Source organism: Streptomyces sp. NPDC056628, assembly GCF_042792555.1.
In the GTDB taxonomy this organism is placed as follows: domain Bacteria; phylum Actinomycetota; class Actinomycetes; order Streptomycetales; family Streptomycetaceae; genus Streptomyces.
Map to the genome: position 1 here is coordinate 41515 of NZ_JBHTWG010000030.1, position 16332 is coordinate 57846.

At 68.8% G+C, this 16332-nt stretch carries 14 protein-coding genes and 4 pseudogenes; 5 read left to right on the forward strand and 13 right to left on the reverse strand.

The window, feature by feature from the left end:
• The first annotated feature begins 101 nt into the window (after positions 1-101).
• Complete coding sequence (locus ACFRAC_RS28230) at positions 102-1382, forward strand: MFS transporter (protein ID WP_382933126.1); 1281 nt, start codon at positions 102-104, stop codon at positions 1380-1382.
• Positions 1383-1483: 101 nt separating this feature from the next.
• Here the strand turns inward: ACFRAC_RS28230 and ACFRAC_RS28235 are convergent, their stop codons facing one another.
• Positions 1484-3613, reverse strand: coding sequence for a hypothetical protein (locus ACFRAC_RS28235; RefSeq protein ID WP_382933130.1), 2130 nt, complete (start codon positions 3611-3613; stop codon positions 1484-1486).
• A 758-nt stretch (positions 3614-4371) separates the two neighbouring features.
• On the opposite strand from ACFRAC_RS28235, the gene ACFRAC_RS28240 reads away from it, so the two are divergent.
• Positions 4372-5106 carry a family 16 glycosylhydrolase gene (locus ACFRAC_RS28240; protein WP_382932884.1) on the forward strand — a complete coding sequence of 245 codons (735 nt, stop codon included), beginning with the start codon at positions 4372-4374 and terminating at the stop codon, positions 5104-5106.
• Between the two features lie 534 nt (positions 5107-5640).
• On the opposite strand, the gene ACFRAC_RS28245 is transcribed toward ACFRAC_RS28240, so the two are convergent.
• The 3 genes from ACFRAC_RS28245 to ACFRAC_RS28255 form a co-directional block, all read right to left on the reverse strand.
• Positions 5641-6519 (reverse strand): cyclase family protein, encoded by an 879-nt coding sequence (locus tag ACFRAC_RS28245; RefSeq protein ID WP_382932889.1) that lies wholly within the window; start codon positions 6517-6519, stop codon positions 5641-5643.
• Between the two features lie 144 nt (positions 6520-6663).
• Positions 6664-6885 (reverse strand): hypothetical protein, encoded by a 222-nt coding sequence (locus ACFRAC_RS28250; protein ID WP_382932892.1) that lies wholly within the window; start codon positions 6883-6885, stop codon positions 6664-6666.
• A 273-nt stretch (positions 6886-7158) separates the two neighbouring features.
• Positions 7159-8103, reverse strand: coding sequence for an SDR family oxidoreductase (locus tag ACFRAC_RS28255; protein WP_382932896.1), 945 nt, complete (start codon positions 8101-8103; stop codon positions 7159-7161).
• A gap of 89 nt (positions 8104-8192) precedes the next feature.
• Between ACFRAC_RS28255 and ACFRAC_RS28260 the strand changes: the two are divergent.
• Together ACFRAC_RS28260 and ACFRAC_RS28265 are read left to right on the forward strand one after the other, a co-directional pair.
• A pseudogene (locus ACFRAC_RS28260) lies at positions 8193-8338 on the forward strand (SDR family NAD(P)-dependent oxidoreductase); the annotation flags it as partial.
• A gap of 36 nt (positions 8339-8374) precedes the next feature.
• On the forward strand, positions 8375-8695 hold the full coding sequence (locus ACFRAC_RS28265; RefSeq protein ID WP_382932899.1) for a hypothetical protein: 321 nt from the start codon (positions 8375-8377) through the stop codon (positions 8693-8695).
• Between the two features lie 249 nt (positions 8696-8944).
• Here the strand turns inward: ACFRAC_RS28265 and ACFRAC_RS28270 are convergent, their stop codons facing one another.
• The 8 genes and pseudogenes from ACFRAC_RS28270 to ACFRAC_RS28305 all read right to left on the reverse strand — a co-directional run.
• Positions 8945-9115, reverse strand: a complete 171-nt coding sequence (locus ACFRAC_RS28270) for a hypothetical protein (RefSeq protein ID WP_382933151.1) — start codon at positions 9113-9115, stop codon at positions 8945-8947.
• A gap of 14 nt (positions 9116-9129) precedes the next feature.
• A pseudogene (locus ACFRAC_RS28275) lies at positions 9130-9396 on the reverse strand (TraR/DksA family transcriptional regulator); the annotation flags it as partial.
• A 42-nt stretch (positions 9397-9438) separates the two neighbouring features.
• Positions 9439-10053: a GAF domain-containing protein gene (locus tag ACFRAC_RS28280; protein ID WP_382932901.1), complete on the reverse strand. Its 615-nt coding sequence runs from the start codon at positions 10051-10053 to the stop codon at positions 9439-9441.
• Positions 10016-10639 carry an ATP/GTP-binding protein gene (locus ACFRAC_RS28285; RefSeq protein WP_361354334.1) on the reverse strand — a complete coding sequence of 208 codons (624 nt, stop codon included), beginning with the start codon at positions 10637-10639 and terminating at the stop codon, positions 10016-10018. The genes ACFRAC_RS28280 and ACFRAC_RS28285 overlap by 38 nt, the downstream gene beginning before the upstream one ends.
• Positions 10617-11003, reverse strand: a complete 387-nt coding sequence (locus ACFRAC_RS28290; RefSeq protein ID WP_382932911.1) for a DUF742 domain-containing protein — start codon at positions 11001-11003, stop codon at positions 10617-10619. Before ACFRAC_RS28290 ends, ACFRAC_RS28285 begins: the two co-directional genes overlap by 23 nt.
• A 3-nt stretch (positions 11004-11006) precedes the next feature.
• On the reverse strand, positions 11007-11399 hold the full coding sequence (locus tag ACFRAC_RS28295; protein WP_382932916.1) for a roadblock/LC7 domain-containing protein: 393 nt from the start codon (positions 11397-11399) through the stop codon (positions 11007-11009).
• A 76-nt stretch (positions 11400-11475) separates the two neighbouring features.
• The gene (locus ACFRAC_RS28300) at positions 11476-13044 is read right to left on the reverse strand and encodes a sensor histidine kinase (RefSeq protein ID WP_382932922.1); all 1569 of its coding nucleotides are present in this window, start codon (positions 13042-13044) and stop codon (positions 11476-11478) included.
• Positions 13045-13320: 276 nt separating this feature from the next.
• Positions 13321-13563 (reverse strand): annotated as a pseudogene (locus tag ACFRAC_RS28305) (DUF504 domain-containing protein); the annotation flags it as partial.
• 295 nt (positions 13564-13858) lie between these two features.
• Between ACFRAC_RS28305 and ACFRAC_RS28310 the strand changes: the two are divergent.
• Positions 13859-15142 (forward strand): annotated as a pseudogene (locus ACFRAC_RS28310) (IS701 family transposase).
• 197 nt (positions 15143-15339) lie between these two features.
• Here the strand turns inward: ACFRAC_RS28310 and ACFRAC_RS28315 are convergent.
• Complete coding sequence (locus ACFRAC_RS28315; RefSeq protein WP_382932930.1) at positions 15340-16179, reverse strand: helix-turn-helix transcriptional regulator; 840 nt, start codon at positions 16177-16179, stop codon at positions 15340-15342.
• Between the last annotated feature and the right edge of the window lie 153 nt (positions 16180-16332).

A 16332-nucleotide genomic window follows, 5' to 3' on the forward strand; every position in this document is an offset into this window, starting at 1 on the left:
GCGATCTTGGCGATCTTGGAACCTCCGACCAACCAAGTGTGGTGACCTGGTGCTTGGTCCGATTCACTACGCTGAGCGCCGTCGCACTCGGGAGGGTTCGGTTGGTACGGCGGAGCACGCTCGGGCAGGACTTCCGACGGCTGTGGAGTGCCTACGCGGTCAGCGCAGCGGGCAGTGCCGTCGGCATGGGGGCGTTGCCGCTGATCGCCCTCCTGGTGCTGGATTCCTCGGCGTTCCAGGTCTCTTTGCTCGCTGCGTTGTCCGCAGTGGCCAGTGCGGTGATCGCTCTGCCGCTCGGTGTGCGTGTCGAGCACCAATACAAGCGGCCGGTAATGATCACCGCCGATCTGGCCCGCTGCGTGTTCCTGGCGAGCATTCCGGTCGCCATGGCCTTCGACAGTCTCACCTTCATCCAGTTGTGTGCCGTCGGCGTCCTCCAGACGGCGGCGTCCGTCGCGTTCGACGCGGCGAGTGGGGCGCATCTGAAGGCACTGGTCCTGCCCGAGCACCGCCTTCGTGCCAACAGCCTGCTTGAGACCACCAACTGGATCAACGCCAGCGCCGGCCCACCCGTGGGCGGGCTTCTCATCGGGGCACTGGGCGCGGCCGCCACGATGGTGGCCGACGCACTGTCCTTCCTCGGATCAGCCCTGGGCATCCGACGCATCCGGCAGCCAGAACCCGCACCACCAGCACGCGCCGCCACATCTCACCTGGGCCGTGACATCGCTGCCGGCTGGCAGTACCTCCTGCGGCACCCAGGACTGCGGCCGCTGTTCTTCAACGCGCTGCTCTTCGGCGGATCCGTCATGATGACCTCACCCCTGATGGCCGTCCTCATGCTGGATGACCTCGGCCTGGCACCGTGGCAGTACGGACTCGCTCTGGGACTGCCGTGCCTGGGCAGCGTACTGGGCTCACGCGTGACTCCGCTGCTCACCCGGCGATTCGGACAGCGCCGCATCCTGCTGCTGTCCGGTGCCGCACGCACACTGTGGACGGTCCTGCTGCCACTGACACCCTCCGGTGCCCCCGGCCTGTTCCTCATCGTGGCCGCCGACTTCGGCCTGCTCTTCTCCGCCGGAGTCTTCAACCCGTCGTTCACCACCTACCGCATGGCGGCCACACCGGACGCCTTCATGTCCCGCGTCGGCACCTCCTGGTCCGTCGGCGCGAAGACGTGCCAGGCCGCCTTCATGATCGCCGGTGGTCTTGTCGCAGCCGCAGCGGGCGTACGTGACGCACTGCTCATCGCCAGCTTGCTGTGCATGGCGAGCGCACTGCTCCTGCCGTGGCGCAAGGAACGTATCTCTGCCGGGCACGTTCCGGCGACCACGGCGGAAACGGTTCCGTCCCCGCCCACAGAGAGTCCCTCCGTGTAGAGGTTTCCTGGGCGACAGGGACGAGACTTCATCGGGAGCGAGCGTGTGATCAGCCCTGTCCACCAGTCACGGCCGCCATTCCCGCACGCTGGACGGTTACCTCACTCAGGAGGCGGGGCACCACAGGCTTCCGTCACCGCACCAGACATCGGCACACCGTCGGCCGCCCCCCTTCCTGAGCCTCCACCCGGCTGCAGGCGTGCGGCCGCCTCAAGCGCCTCCCGGGCTGCCGTTTCGCTCTCCGGCTCATGTGTGCTGTCCGTGCCAGCACGCTGGAAGGGGATCACGACGTCGTGGCGTCGGTCCGCGTCGTGTTCGGCCCGTTCCGCCGTCGCCTTCTCGGCCAGGGCGTTGACGGCGGCGTTGAACCGCTCGATGGACAAGGGACGGTCCGGGCCGAGGACGTACTCCTTGAGGGTGCGGCGGTGCGGTTCCATCGGGTCATGGCGTGGTGCGCGGACCGACCTCAGGATCTCCGGAAGCCGGGTGCAGGCGCGGTCGAGCAGGTAGGCGCCGCCTGCGGTGGTGTACGCGGCCCGGAAGTCTTCGTCGGGCAGGTCCTGGGCGTTGGTCAGGGCGTACGGCTTGAGGCTGGCCACGAAGTCGGCGACAACGGAGGAGACGTCACTGATGAGCATGTCCGCCTGGTTGAAGCACTCGTAGAGCGTGGGCAGTTGCCCGGTAATCACCTGGTGGCGGACCAGCCCCTGGCTCTCCCAGTGGAGCTCGTGCCAGGCGGCATGCAGCGCGTTCCATTCTCCCGCGCCGTCGTCGTTCGGCAGTTGTGCGTCGCGGGTCTGCTGGGCGTAATCGCCACTGCGACGGCCCGTCAGCTCGCCCAGATGGGTCCGCAACTCCTTCAAGCGTGGGGCGGCGGCTTCGGCCCGGGAGGTCTCGCGGCGTTCGTTGTCGGCGTACAGCAGCTCTCGGATGGCCCGGTCGGCGGCGGCCGCCTCGGCCGAGCGTTTGCCGGTGAGAGGGTGCGGTTTGTAGAGGACCCGCACGTTCTCCGCGAGGAGCCGCTCGACCAGGGGTACGCCCATCGGGATCAGGGAGGTGTGGCAGTCGTCGTCGCTCCAGCCCTCCCAGGTGGGGGCGTACAGGACGGTCGGCAGCGGACTCGCCGGGGTGTGCTCGGCGGCCGGGCGGATCGGCGCCAGTTGGGGGCGGCCCACCTCGACGATGGCCTGGTCGCTGATGGCGTGCCGTACCCGCTGGTACCGGTCGCGGCCCGCGCGGCCGGCCACCCAGATCTCGTCGTAGACCTTGCTGACCCGGTTGCTGCTGGCGAGCTTGTCGCTGTCGCCGTGGCCGATGAAGACGTGCTTGGCCTCGGCGACCCGCAGCATGTGCACGTTCTTCCCGGCGTTGCCGGGGTAGAGGACGACCCGGACGTGGGGCAGTTCCAGCTTGGCCAGGTCGTCGGCCTTGGGGACACAGATCACGGGAAGGCGGGTGCGGCTCAGGTATCGGAACGAGGCGTGCTCACGCAGGATGATCAGCGCGCGCCGGTCGAGCTGTTCCAGGGTCTCGATCCACATGTTGACCTGGTACATGAAGTCCCGCGACACCGAGGCGAAGCTGAAGTACAGCGCCACCTCGGGCCGGTATGCGGCCAGTTGCCGGTTGACCTCGAAGACCACCTCGTCCGGTCCCGGCATCCGGCGTGCCCGGTGCAGCTGCCCCAGCATGGTCAGCACCGCGGCCAGGGACAGCCCCGGCGTGAGCGCGAAGCCGGTCTCGGCCGGGTACCTGGTCCCTGCGGCCAGCGCGGCCAGCAGTCCTATGTGGGCCGGTACATCGAGGTGGAGCAGCTTGCGCAGAAACCGGCGATACAGCAGAGCGGGCGGGCTCTGCGGGATACCCGCCGCGCTCATGTCGAGATTGCGGACGGCCATGGGCAGCTCGCGCCGGCGACGCACGGCGTGGTGCACGGCGGTGTACAGCATGACGAGTGCGAAGTGCAGGCTGAAGGCGGCCAGCCCGGTAACCAGGAGGGTGGTCGGTACGTCCATGCGCTGGGCCAGGACGAGCAGCAGGGCCGTCCGCACGGCGAAGCGCAGGGTGCGGTCGAGCTGCAGCGCCGCCAGCCGGCGCACGAAGGCGGGCGCCCGCACGTGCAGCGCCTCGTCGGCCGCGTACGTCACGGCCGAGGCCGCGGCGAAGCCCCACAGGGACGGCATCAGGGCAAACACCGGCAGGGCCGCGAAAGCGGTGCCGAACAGAAGCACGAGGAGCAAGTCGGCCGCCCCCCGCACACGCAGCACGGCACAGAGCCAACGGATCAACATGGGCAAGGGTTTCCTCTTCGGAAGGCTGCGCGAGGCGGCGGCGCCGCGGTACACCCGTTCGACGTGAGCAAGATGGGGAAGGTTGTACATCTGCATGCAAGTAGAAGTTCACCTTCCGTTCGCGGTGCGTTTTTGCGCGCCGCAGGCCCGGGATCTCTCGGACCGACTCGGCCCTCACCGCTTCGTCCGCCGCGCGAACCACGTGCCGAATCCCATGGCCACAAGTTGCGCTAACAGGTCGGCGCGGCGCAGTCGCGGTTCGACCCCCTCGCGCATGGTCTGCGCCCGCACCGAAGGGGGCTGCCCCGCTCACAACGGCTGCCTCCTACGCGTCCTCCAGCGAGCGTGGGAAGGCGCCTGGACCCCGATGACGCACAGTCAATCCACTTGCGTTCCAACAGAACGGGCGAGCACGGCTCTCACCTGTCGGGCACGCGAACGAGACGCACAAGAGAAGACCACATCGTGAGCCCGGCCCCCGACGAGCCGGTGGCATACGGCGTCGCCGAATCAGGCTGTGCACGCGACGGATGGCGGGCAAGCCATGCCCAGCTCACGAAGCCGTTCAGTTGCCAAAGGCATGCGCCGTTCCGTGCGACGCACCTTGTCAACCGGTGAACGGACTCCTACAGTCCGGCGGCAAGTGAGGCGTGGGATCGCTCCCAAGCCCCTTCGTTCATCCAAGCAATGGAGCTGAGATGACCGACATATCACTGAGGCCGAGCCGCAGGCGCGTCCTGGGTGCCGCGCTGGCCGTGCCGCCCGGGCTGATGCTGGGCGCGCCCAGCGCACGGGCCGCCTCCTGGGGCGCGCCCGTCACGGTTACCTCCTGGAAGAAGATCAGCGGAAGGTGGACCGCGAACAACGAACTGGAGACGTACACGCCGGACTGTGTCTGGTACGAGGGCAGCACGCTGATCATCAAGGCGTACAACGCTGGGGGCGGGGTCTACTACTCAGGCCGCGTGGAGTCCACGGCACTCTACGGGTACGGCACGTACAGCTTCACCGCGAACATGCCCAACGGCCAAGGCCTGCTGCCGGCCGTGTGGGCGGCGTACCTGAATCCGTGGCTGCCCGAGTTCGACGCAGCCGAGATCGTGGGTCAGAGCCCCAGCGTCGTCTATCAGACCTCCCACGACGCGGGCAACGCCCAGCAGCAGTTCTCCAGGACGAACGCGTCGGGCTGGACGAACGCCTTCCATACCTACTCGTTCAGCTGGTTTCCCGACCACATCGATTTCGCCGTGGACGGCGCCTTCACGGGCACCACCTGGTACAGCACACCAGTCGGGACGGGCATGCACTTCATCGCCAATATCGCGGTCGGTGGTGACTGGCCGGGCAACCCGAACAGCTCCACCTGGGCCACCGCCGACGGCGCCCGCTACCTCAAGATCTCCGCCATCACGCACACGCCGTACTACCCGTGACGTGAACCGGCAGCCCCCATCAGGCAAGCAGTCGGCCCAGAAGCCATCGTGGCGTTGAGGCAGACCCAGAACGTCGGAGGTCCGCCGTGAGCCGACGGCGCTGCGTCGGGGACGTCATGCACCAGACGCTGGTTCAATCGTGATCCCGACGCGAGGGCATTGCCTTCGACGATGCCGTGTTCGAGGCTCACCAGGGGTGCTCAGGCCAACGGTGAACGCCAGAGCTGTCGACGTGCCAGTCGAGGCGCTCGGCCACCTAGGCGGTGATCTGCGGCAGATCGATCCCCTCGCCGCCGGGGCCTGCCGCGCGTAGATGGAGCGGCGGCGCGTAGAAGCAGTCGCCGAGCAGCATCACGCTGGCATCAGGGACGGCCACGACCGTGGAGTCCGGCGCGTGGTTGCCGCCCAGGCGCTGGAGCTCGATTCCGCCCGCTAGGACCAGTGGCTTGGTGAAGATGCGGGTCGGCGGGCGTACGGCGAAGTCCTCCCACGAGAGTGCCCGGGGATCTCAAAGAGGCGCTGGCGATCGTTCGGTCAGAACATCGCGATGGGGTTGACTGGTACGCCGGTCAGACCGTGGATGCGGGGCGGGGCGACGGTGAGCAGGAAGCTGTAGCGCTTCAGCCGCGAGCACAACGCCGCGAGGTCATCCAATTGGGGCACGTCGATCAGGGGCATCGCCATCCGGCCGAGCGCTACCCCGTGCAGGGGGGAGGGTTCGGCCGGGTTCAGGGGAGGATGCGCGTCCCCCCTGTCCGGGGCGACGACGGCAACCCCTCGGCGGTGCATCCACCGCACCGCCTCCATGCTGATTCCCGGGCTCGGTGTGTCGTGGGGCGCGCGACCCGTCCAGCCGAGTCGGACCACCAGTGCGTCCCCAGAGCCCACCTGGGCTCCCTGCCGCTTCTCGGCCTGTTCGAAGTCGTGTGACGTCACTGCATAGCCGGGGGGAAGTGGTCCTTCGACGGCCAGATCGAGCAGGACTCCACGTGTCACTATCCCGGCGGCGAATGCAGCCGTCGATGCGTGCGTGATCCCGACGGGGGTGACCACCTGCTCCCTCGCTCGGCCCGGATAGACCTGGCCGTCGGTCGACCAGTGTGCGAGCGCGTCGAGGTGCGTCGACTTCCAGTGGTGGTTGTAGACCACCGCCAGATCGGCTGCCACTGGTCCACCGGTGTGGGACACCATCTGCTGCACCGGCGATGCGTCGACCGTCTCGGGCGAGAACGGGCTGAAGAACATCGCGCTCGGCGTGATCGGCTGTGCCAGTGACACCCACTGGCCAGTCTGCGCCTCCGCGGCGGCTCTGGTGCGTACCTCGTCGGTAATCAGGTTGAGGGTGCCGAGTTCGTCGTCCGCTCCCCATCGGCCCCAGTTGTCTGGCAGGTCCGTCTCACTGATATCGGCCATGTCGGTGGCCCCTTTCGTCATGATGTACTCGGGCCGCAAGGCAAAGGCGGATGGTCAACTTCACCGCTGCCAACCTTTCTCGCGGCATTCGGCTGGTGGCTGGTGGCTGGTGGCTGGTGGCTGGTGGCTGGTGGCGTACCGGTCTCACACGATGAACGGCTCGTCGACCCGGGGGCGGCGCAGTTCGGGTTGCTCGATCGACGGCGGCACGTACGCCTGGTCGCGAGTGCCGACGCCGGGCAGGGCGATCTGCTCCAGGACCTCGTCGGACAAGACAGGGTGCAGTCCCGCGAGAAGGCCGCCGAGCTGCTTCATCGTGCGAAGGGCGAGCAGCCACTGGTGACTCAGGGGTGCGCGATCGCGCACGCCATATCGAGATGGGGCATCGACAGCCCTGCCTGGTTGACCCCCGCGTCCTACGCTTTGGGGATTCCCTTGCCCGACTCGTCCGGGTCATTGCCCATCTGATTGGCGAACATCATCGCGCCGAGCACGAACGGACAGACCTCGATGCCGGTGCGGCCCAGGTTTCGATGTTGCGGGAGTCCTCCCCCGATTGGCTGAAGGGTGTTCGGCCACCGGGCAGGCCTTGGTCGCTGCGCCCACACGCCGACGAGGGTGACAGGGTCCCGACCTCTCTCAGACGGCACCGATGGTCGTCGTCGTCAGCTGCTCGGAGACTTCCCAGACGCGTGCGGCCTCGTCCGTGCTGCGCAGTCGCGAGTAGAGCTTCTGCTCAGCGGGCGGCCCTCCGACGCGTCCAGGCCATCGGGGACCGTAGAAGCCCCCGGGCTTGGCATGGGGGTCCGTGGCGGCCATGAGCGCGGGCAGCTTCGCCGTTTCGACCGTCCCGACCAGGATGCCCTTCCCGGACAGGAGACGGATCATCCTTCGGCCTGCCACCTCCTTGTCGCGGCCCAGTTCGGGGCGCGCCGCGAGCAGGCTCGTCGGAGCGAGTCCTGGATGTGAGAGATTGCTGGTGATACCCCATCCGCCCGCGCAGCTGCGTCGGTCGAGTTCCAGACCGAACAGCCCGAATGCGATCTTTGACTGACTGTAGGCGCGCGCACCGACGTAGCTGCGTTCCCAGTTCAGGTCGTCCCAGTTGATGGAGCCCTGATTGGCGGCGATGCTCACTTGCGAGGTTACCCGCGCGCGGCCGGCCCGCAGCAGCGGCATCAAGTGCGCGACGAGCGCGAAATGGCCCAGGTGGTTCGTGCCGAACTGCAGCTCGAACCCGTCGGCTGTCGTCTGCCGGTCCGGTGGGGTCATGACGCCCGCGTTGTTGATCAGGAGATGAATCGGTCGCCCCTCTGCGCGCAACGTGTCACCGAGTGCGGCAACGGACGTGAGCGACGACAGGTCGAGATCTCGCAGTGAGACCTTCGCAGCGGGCACGGAGTCCCGGATCACATTGATCGCGGTCTCCCCCTTGCGTCGATTGCGCACGGGCATGATCACTTCTGCACCTGCCTGCGCGAGGCGTGCAGCCATCCCCAGACCCATGCCGTCGCTGGCGCCGGTTACGACGGCGAGCTTTCCCGAGAGGTCGGGGATGGTGATGTCGATGGGTGTGCGTGACATGGGTTCACTCCTAAAGGTCAGGTCGTCGGTTCAACTGTCGCGGAAGTGGACTGGGTTATTCAGGGCCTGACGATCCACCCCTGAGGTGCGTGTTCAACGACGGAGGGTCGATCGTCCTGGTCGGTTCGACGGCCACCGCGGAATGGAGGCGTTCGGCGCGTACGCAGCGTCGAAGGCGGCTGTCCGGTCCTTCGCGCGGAGGTGGTCCGTTGAGCTCAAGGACCGCGGCATCCGGTCGTGCGACCGGTAACTGACGTGTATGAAGGCGTAGTTGCGCGACCTCCCGGCGGATGTCACGGACCCGGAGTGCGCTGAGGGAATCGGTGATCAGCTCGACGACCTGCTGCTCGACATCGCCTGGACCTTCCTGCGCGTCGATCTGTGGCGACGGCCGGTGGCGTGCGTGCGCGGCCTGCCGGCTCCGCTGTCCCGTAAGAACGGCTGGCAGATCTCCGAGTACGTCGGCGAGGCCACTCCCTGGGGGCAGCAGCACGGGCCTTTCACCGCGAGCGTGGACACCTCGAGACATCGAGTGGCTGATGCGCCGGCCGTTCTCGCTTACCTGACCGGACGGTCGGACGCCCGCGCTTGAGGTGTGCGCGACCGAAACGGTGTGATTCCTGGATCTCGTGCGTACCGCCGGGCACGGGTGACGGCACGCCCGCCGCCGCGAGATGCTGTTGATCAGCGACCAGCGATCTGACGCCGTGACGCCCGCGGCAACCAGCCACAGCGGTTCGGCCACGCCGAGTCCGATCGGTTGGCCCGCCGTGCGCCGCACTCACAGACTGGCCGTAGCACCCCCGTGACCGGGCCATTCAGGGGAGGCACGGTTCACCGATCACAGGTGCTCGATCAGCTTGTCGAGGGTGATCGGCACGTCGCGCACCCGGATCCCCGTGGCGTTGTAGACGGCGTTCCCGATCGCGGCCGCCGAGCCCACCGTGCCGATCTCCCCGAGACCGCGGGCGCCGAAGCTCCTGGTCCCGACGTCCTCGCTGCCGTCGCCCAACGGCCCGGTGAGGACATCTCCAAGCGCTCGGGCGGAATCGTCCAACCGTAGCCTTCACACTGCCCGTACTGTCCCCGTTCGAGTCGCTCCAGCGCCCGGTCCAGTTCTTCCAGGTGCTCACGCGTCTGCGCCATCAGGGCGGCGACGCGGGCCCGCCCGAAAGCGGTGGTGCCCCCTTCGGGGTCGTGCTCGTCGTCCACCGCGACCAGGGCGTTCGCGGCGACGATCCCGTCGAAGTCACGGCTCAGCGCGGCCGCCCGGGCCAGGGTGGGGAACAACACCGTAGGCGCCGCTGTGGGGCGGCCGCGTGTCCGACAGTGCCGTCAGCTGCGGCGGCTCGCCGACTGCTCCAGCCGCTCGACCAGTTCGGCAGCCATGGCCTTGATGGTTTCCAGCCCCTGGCGCCCCCACGGCTGCGGGTCCTGGTCGACCACGCAGATCGTGCCCAGCACCACGCCGGTGCTGTCTATCAGCGGTGCGCCCAGGTAGGAGTGGACGCCGATCGCATCGACCACCGGGTTGCCGGCGAACCGCGGGAAGTCGCGGATGTCCTCCAGTACCAGCGCCCGGCGGCGCTTGACCACGTGGGGGCAGATGCCCATGTCGATGTCGCGGGGCATGACGCGGCCGGGCACGGGTTCCTCCAGCAACGGCGGCCCCATGTGAGCCGTGGTGTCCTGCGCGGCGCTGTACAGCCCTGCGAAGTACTGGCGGTCCGCGTCGAGGAAGAAGTTGACCCCGGCGTAGCAGCCGCCGGTACGGTGTGCCAGCTCGCGTGCGAAGGCGTCGAGTTCGGCATCCGGACGAGCTTCGATGCCCAGCTCGCGCAGCCGCTCGGATCGGGCACGCATCTGCGGATCCTCCGGGGGGAGGAGCAGATGGCGCAGGGCGATCCCGGCCTCAGGCCCGGACGGTGAGTTGGTCGGTGTCGCTGCCATGGGAACTCCTTGTCGTCATCAGATGCTGAACCAGGTCGAGCAGCACGCGTATGCCCGAGTTCTGGACGCGGGCGTCGCACAGCACCACCGGCACCTCCGGCCTGAGGTCGAGCGCGGTGCGCACCTCCTGCGCGCGGTAGCGGTGAGCTCCGTCGAACTCGTTGACGGCGACGACGAAGGGGATGCCGCGCCGCTCGAAGAAGTCCACCGCCGCGAAGGAGTGCTCCAGCCTGCGGGTGTCGGCGAGGACCACCGCTCCGAGCGCTCCCTCGGAGAGTTCGTCCCACATGAACCAGAAGCGCTCCTGCCCGGGCGTGCCGAACAGGTACAGGACGTGGGAGGGACTGAGCGTGATCCGGCCGAAGTCCAAGGCCACCGTGGTGGTGGCCTTGTTCTCCACTCCGTCCAGCCGGTCCGTGGCCGCGCTGACGGCGGTCAGCATCTCCTCGGTGCTCAGCGGCTCGATCTCGCTGAGCGCGTTGACGAAGGTGGTCTTTCCCACGCCGAAGCCGCCGGCGATCAGCACCTTGACGCCCACCGGCAGGATGTCGGCGGGCAGCGGGTCACAGTCGTTTGAGGAGGCCATCGCGTATCGCTTCCAGGAGGTCCGGATCAGGTGGTGCGCAGGGGCCCGTGGGCGCCGGGCGCGTGTCACCTGCGACCAGCGCGCCTCCCTCGGCCAGATCGGACAGCAGTACCTTGACCACGGCGGCGGGCACCTGCATCCGGGCCGCGACCTCGGCCACGCTCACCGGCTGTTCGCACAGCGCCAGGACCTGCGCATGCTCCAGGCCGTAGGCGCCCTGTGTCTGTGCGCCGGTGGCCCGCACCGTGGTCACCAGTGTGAAGTGGGACGTGGCCCTGGTCCGGCCGTCGCTCAAGGTGTAGGGACGGACGAGCCGTCCGGCCGCTTCGTCGAGCTGCGGTCCGTCTGGGAGGACCGGCGTCATCCGTCACCCCACCGGGTGCCGGGGCGGTGTGGCCAGGTGCGGACGCACGCTCTTCACCATCATCCCCATCTCGTAGCCCAGTACCGCCGCGTCCGCATCGCGTCCGGCCAGCACCGCCAGCACCGCGCCGTGCCCGGCGGACGAGACGAACAGCAGCGAGGAGCTGAGTTCCGTCACGATCTGTCGCACGTCACCGCCGTCGTCGAAGTGTCGGCCCGCGCTGCGCGCCAGCGAGTACAGCCCACTGGCGAGCGCGGCCAACTGGTCCGCGGCGTCCTGGTCAAGCCCCTCCGCTGCCTTCACGAGCCCGTCCGAGGACAGCAACAACGCACTTCGGGTGTGCGGCACCCGGTTCACCAGACCCGTCAACAGCCAGGAAAGATCTTCGCTCGCCACGATCTGTGTACTCCTCTTCGGCAGAAGGAAACGTTGTGCTGCACGGACCTCGAGGCCTTCGGGGCGGCCTCGGTCATCAGGGCGTCTGCGCTTCCTCGGCCCTGCGTAGTCCGGTCTGGAATGCGGCCATCAGGCCGGGGTCGTGCGCGATGTCCTCGGCAGCAGCGGCGCCGCGGACCGGCTGCGGCGCTTCGGCGGGATGGTCCTGACGGCGGCGCTGAGGCAGCTGCGGGCGGTCGTCCTCGCCGTCGGAGCGGGCCGGGGCGGGCTCGGGTCCGGTATCGGACCCGCTCGGATGCGCGCCGACGCTCGTCTCTGCCGCCCGGGGGTCCACCGCCTCGGCCTCCCCCAGGTCGGGCGGCTCCGCGTCAGGGGCAGGGGCGGTGTGGTGCGCCGGAGCGGGAGCTGCCGGCTGCGGACCGAGCAGTGCCTGGGGCAGCACCATGACGGCCTGGGTGCCGCCGTAGACGTTGCTCTGCAATTGCACGGCGATGTCGTGCCGCTGAGACAGGACGGAGACCACGTACAGGCCGATGCGGCCGTCTTGCAGCAGTTCGCCGAGCGCGACCTTGTCGGGTGCACTCAACACGGTGTTCATCTGTCCGCGCTCGGCCGGGGACATGCCCAGGCCCCGGTCCTCGACCTCGATCGCCACCCCCGCGGCGACGGGCTCCACCCGCACGTGCACGGTGGTGTGGGGCGGGGAGAAGACCGTCGCGTTCTCCAGCAGCTCGGCCAGCAGATGGACGACGTCGATCACGGCGTGGCCGCTGACCGATCCTTCGACGGGCGGGACCAGTTTGACCCGGGCGTACTGGTCGATCTCGGCGACGGCGGAGCGCAGCACGTCGGTCAGGCCGACGGGGCGGGTCCACTGGCGGTGGGTGTTCGCGCCGCCGAGCACGGCCAGGTTCTCTGCGTAGCGGCGGATCCGGGTGGACAGGTGGTCCACCCGGAACAGCCCCTTGAGCAGATCGGGGTCCTCGACCTCGTTCTCCAGGGTGTCCAGCAGGCCGATCTCGCGGTGCACCAGGGACTCCAGACGGCGCGCCAGGTTGGCGAACACCTCGAACTGTTCCAGCCGGAAGTGGTGTTCCGCGCCGATCGCGGAGACGGCGGTCTCCAGCAGGGCTGCCTCCGCGTCGTGCCGGGCCACAGCGATCTCGAATCCAAGGCGGGAGAGTTCGTCCGGGCCTGTCTGCGGGGGGAGTTCCGGCCGGCGCCGCACAGGCCGCTCCCCCGCCCTCAACCGACGGCACAGCGACTCCAGTTCGGCCCTGCCCTCGGCTGTGGCACGGGTCAACTCGGCCAGCTCGGCACTGTTTCGGTCGGCTGCGCGGGACAGCTCCGCCCAGTGCTCGGTGACTGCTCGTGCCTGCGCCGAAGCCCGTATGCCCGCGATCGCGGTCGCCATGGTGCCGATGAGTACCACGCCGCCGAACGCCGCGCCCTGGTACGCCCGGTCCAGGTGGCCATCGCGGGCCAGCGCGGTGGCCACCGCACCGGTCACGGCGACCACGCCCGGCGGCAGCACGGACGACAGCACCAGACGCCGTCTCAGGGACGCGGCCGGCGTCTCGGCCGTCACACGGGGCGTCACGGGCGACGCCGGCCGGTCGTCCGGCGGCATGGAGGGATCAGGCATAACAGTCCCTGGTCAGTACGATGATCGGGCCGAGCGCGCACGTTATCGCGGCCCGGGACCCTGGTGTCAGCCCCTGGTGCGTACAGAAATAGAACCGTTGTACTTTGAACGCTTCCCTCAAGCGTCGGTCCCGGACCTGCGAGTGGGGGGCAGGGCCACCGGCGCGGGGGACAGCATCGTGACCGCGGCCGTCACCAGCGGGCTGGTGCGCGCTCACCGCGCCTCCACGGCGGATTCCGTCGGGCAGCGAGCCGAGCGGGGTCAGCCGTTGTGGTCCCGCACTCGGCCGGCGCCCGAGGCGTCGATGCGGTCCACGCCCGTGGTCCTGTCCCAGACCACCCAGCCGTCCGCCTCGATGAACATCACCCGGTGCCAAGGGATGTCGCCGCCGGGCACGAAGGACGTCAGGGGGATGCGTTGGACGGCACCCCCGCGCTGGCTGATCCCCAGCACGAACCGGGCCGGGTCGAACCGCGGGTCCCAGAGGATGCGGTGGTAGATCTCGTCGCTGGTTCGCATCACGCCTCCTCTCCGACCGTCACACCTCTTCCTCCAGGATGCCGCCCCCTGCCATCGACAGCCCTTCCTCACTCACCGCGACCTGTGAGGTGCGGTGCGTGAGAGAGCCGGCGTGGGCAATGGGTGCAACGGGCGACCGTTCGCGATGCCTGACGGGGCCGACAGGAGTCGTCGAACGGGGCTCCCGAGGCTGCCGTCGAACTCATGCACGATACGACGACGGACTACGGCGCAGGCCATCAGTAGGACTCCGTTAGGTCTGTCTCGCGGTCCTGTTTGGGGGCATGTTGGGTGTGTGGATGCCCATGAAGTGAACCGTGCTCGGGCGACGTTGGCGTTATTCGGCGCTGATGTGTTCGCGTCGGTGCCGCGCAAGGACCAGCGGGCCAAGGGCGGCTGCTATCTGCGGGGGCTGATGCTGGACGGGCGGCGCAGGTCGATCCAGCCGTTGGCGGAGCGGCTGCCGGACGGCAACGAGCAGAACCTGCAGCAGTTCGTGAACCGGTCGACCTGAGATCCGGTGCCGGTGCCGGTGCGGCGGCGGATCACGGAGCGCATGGTCCCGCTGATCGGCCCGGACGCCTGGTCGGTCGATGACGTGTCCTTCCCCAAGGACGACCGGATGTCGGTGGCGGTCGCGCACCAGTACAGCGGCGCGTTGGGCAAGCAGGCCAACTGTCAGGTCGCGGCGGGCGTGCACGCGGTCTCCGACACCGCGTCCTGTCCGCTGCAGTGGCGCCTGTTCGTGCCCCAGGAGTGGGCACAGGATGCCGAACGGCGGCAGAAGACCGGGATCCCTGAGGAGACCGGGCACCGGGAGAAGTGGCGTCTGGCCCTGGTCACCCCAGACGAGTCGGCCACATGGGGCCTGGTGCCGCCGGTGCTGGTGGCCGACGCCGGCTACGGGCAGAACGCCGACTTCCGGGCCGGGCCGGCCGACCGGGACATCGGCTACGTGGTGACGATCCGCTCGAATGTGACCGGCCACCCGGATAATGCGCTGCCCGTTGCCCCGCCCTGGTCCGGCAACGGCCGCAAGCCGCAGCCCCGCTACCGCCACAAGCCCCTCCCGTTGGCCGCGGTCGCGGCCGGCCACGGGCGGCAGGCCTTCACCGAGGTCACCTGGCGGGAAGGCTCCCGCGGGCCGATGCGCTCACGCTTTGTGGCACTGCGGGTGCGGCCGGACGGGGTCCGGGCCCGGCGCCTGGCCCAGGCCGCCGCAACCGCGCAAGAGGGCCCCTGGGACGGTGCCCTGCCCGAGGTCACGCTGCTGATCGAATGGCCCGCCGGAGCCGAAGCACCCACCGAGTACTGGCTGTCCAACCCGCCCCAGGACACCCCGCCGGCCGAGCTGGTCCGCCTGGCCAAGATCCGCTGGCGCATCGAGCACGACTACCGGGGACTCAAACACGGCCCCGGCCTGGACCACTTCGAAGGCCGCTCCTGGAACGGCTGGCACCACCACGTCACCCTGGTCACCGCCGCCCGCGCGTTCCTCACCGAACAGCGCCTGGCCCCAAAAGCCGATACAGCGGACTCACCCTCTACCAGACCCTCGACGCCATCCAAGACCTGCTGAACTGCTGGAGCGGCACCTGCACCACCTGCCACCGCCCCCTCCCCAGAACAGCCACCACCAGCCCAAACCCAAGAGCCAGAGCAACATAACGGAGTCCTACTACTACTACTCGAAGCTCTAACGTGAGCGCGGAAGTCGACGCCGACCTCACCCGTCGTCATGGCGGCATCCGGCCGAGCAGGTGTTCGGTCGTCGGTTCAGTGCAGCGTCTGTGTGCCGATCACGGACAGGACCTGCAGCTTCTCGTAGCTCTCCGTGCCGGGGACGGCGGTGTAGACCATCAGGGAGTGGGCCTGGTCCGGGTCGATCAGCCGCTGGCAGTTCAGCTCCAGAGCACCGACCTCGGGGTGAACGAAGTGCTTGACCTCGCGCGGGCGGATCCCGATCTCGTGGTCGTCCCACACCCGCCGGAACTCCTCGCTGGAGTCCAGGAGCAGATCCGCCAGATATGCGGCTCGGGAGTCCGGACCCCGGAGGGTGACGATCCCGCGCAGGCCCGCGGCGTACATCCGGGTCATGAACGCGTGCTGCTCCGGGGCGTACAGGTCTCGGGCGCTCGGGTCGGTGAACCACCGGTAGCCCATGCTGCGAGCAGGACCGGCGTACCGCGTCGTGTCGCCGGTGAGGGCGACGCCCATCGGTGTCTGCCGCAAGGTCTCACCGAGCTCGGTGACGATCTCCGCAGGCGTGTCCTGCAGCCGGTCGAGAACACGCAGCAGCCCGGGGCTGATGTGCTCACTGGAGCTGTCACGGGGTGGCGGGTTGTGCCCGGCCAGCCGGAACAGATGGTCACGCTCGTCTATGGACAGGTGGAGTCCCTGGGCGATCGAGGCGAGCATCTGCGGTGACGGCTGCGGACCACGCTCGCGCTCCAGACGTGCGTAGTAGTCGGTCGACATGTTGCACAGCGTCGCGACCTCCTCCCGCCGTAGCCCGCTGGTTCTGCGGCGCCGTCCCCGAGGCATGCCGACGTCCTCCGGCTGTAGCGCCTCGCGACGGTTGCGGAGAAAGCCTGCCAGCCCTGTGCGATCGATCACGACACTCCCCCTTCTGAGAGCTCTGCCTCGTTTCTAACCCGAGCGTTCGAAGGTAGCCACGGCCTGGCGATCCCCCCTTGCGGAACGCACTGGCGCCGGAGCGGTCCTGCTGCACGACGCCAGCACGCCGCCGGCTGGCGATGCTGGCCGCGA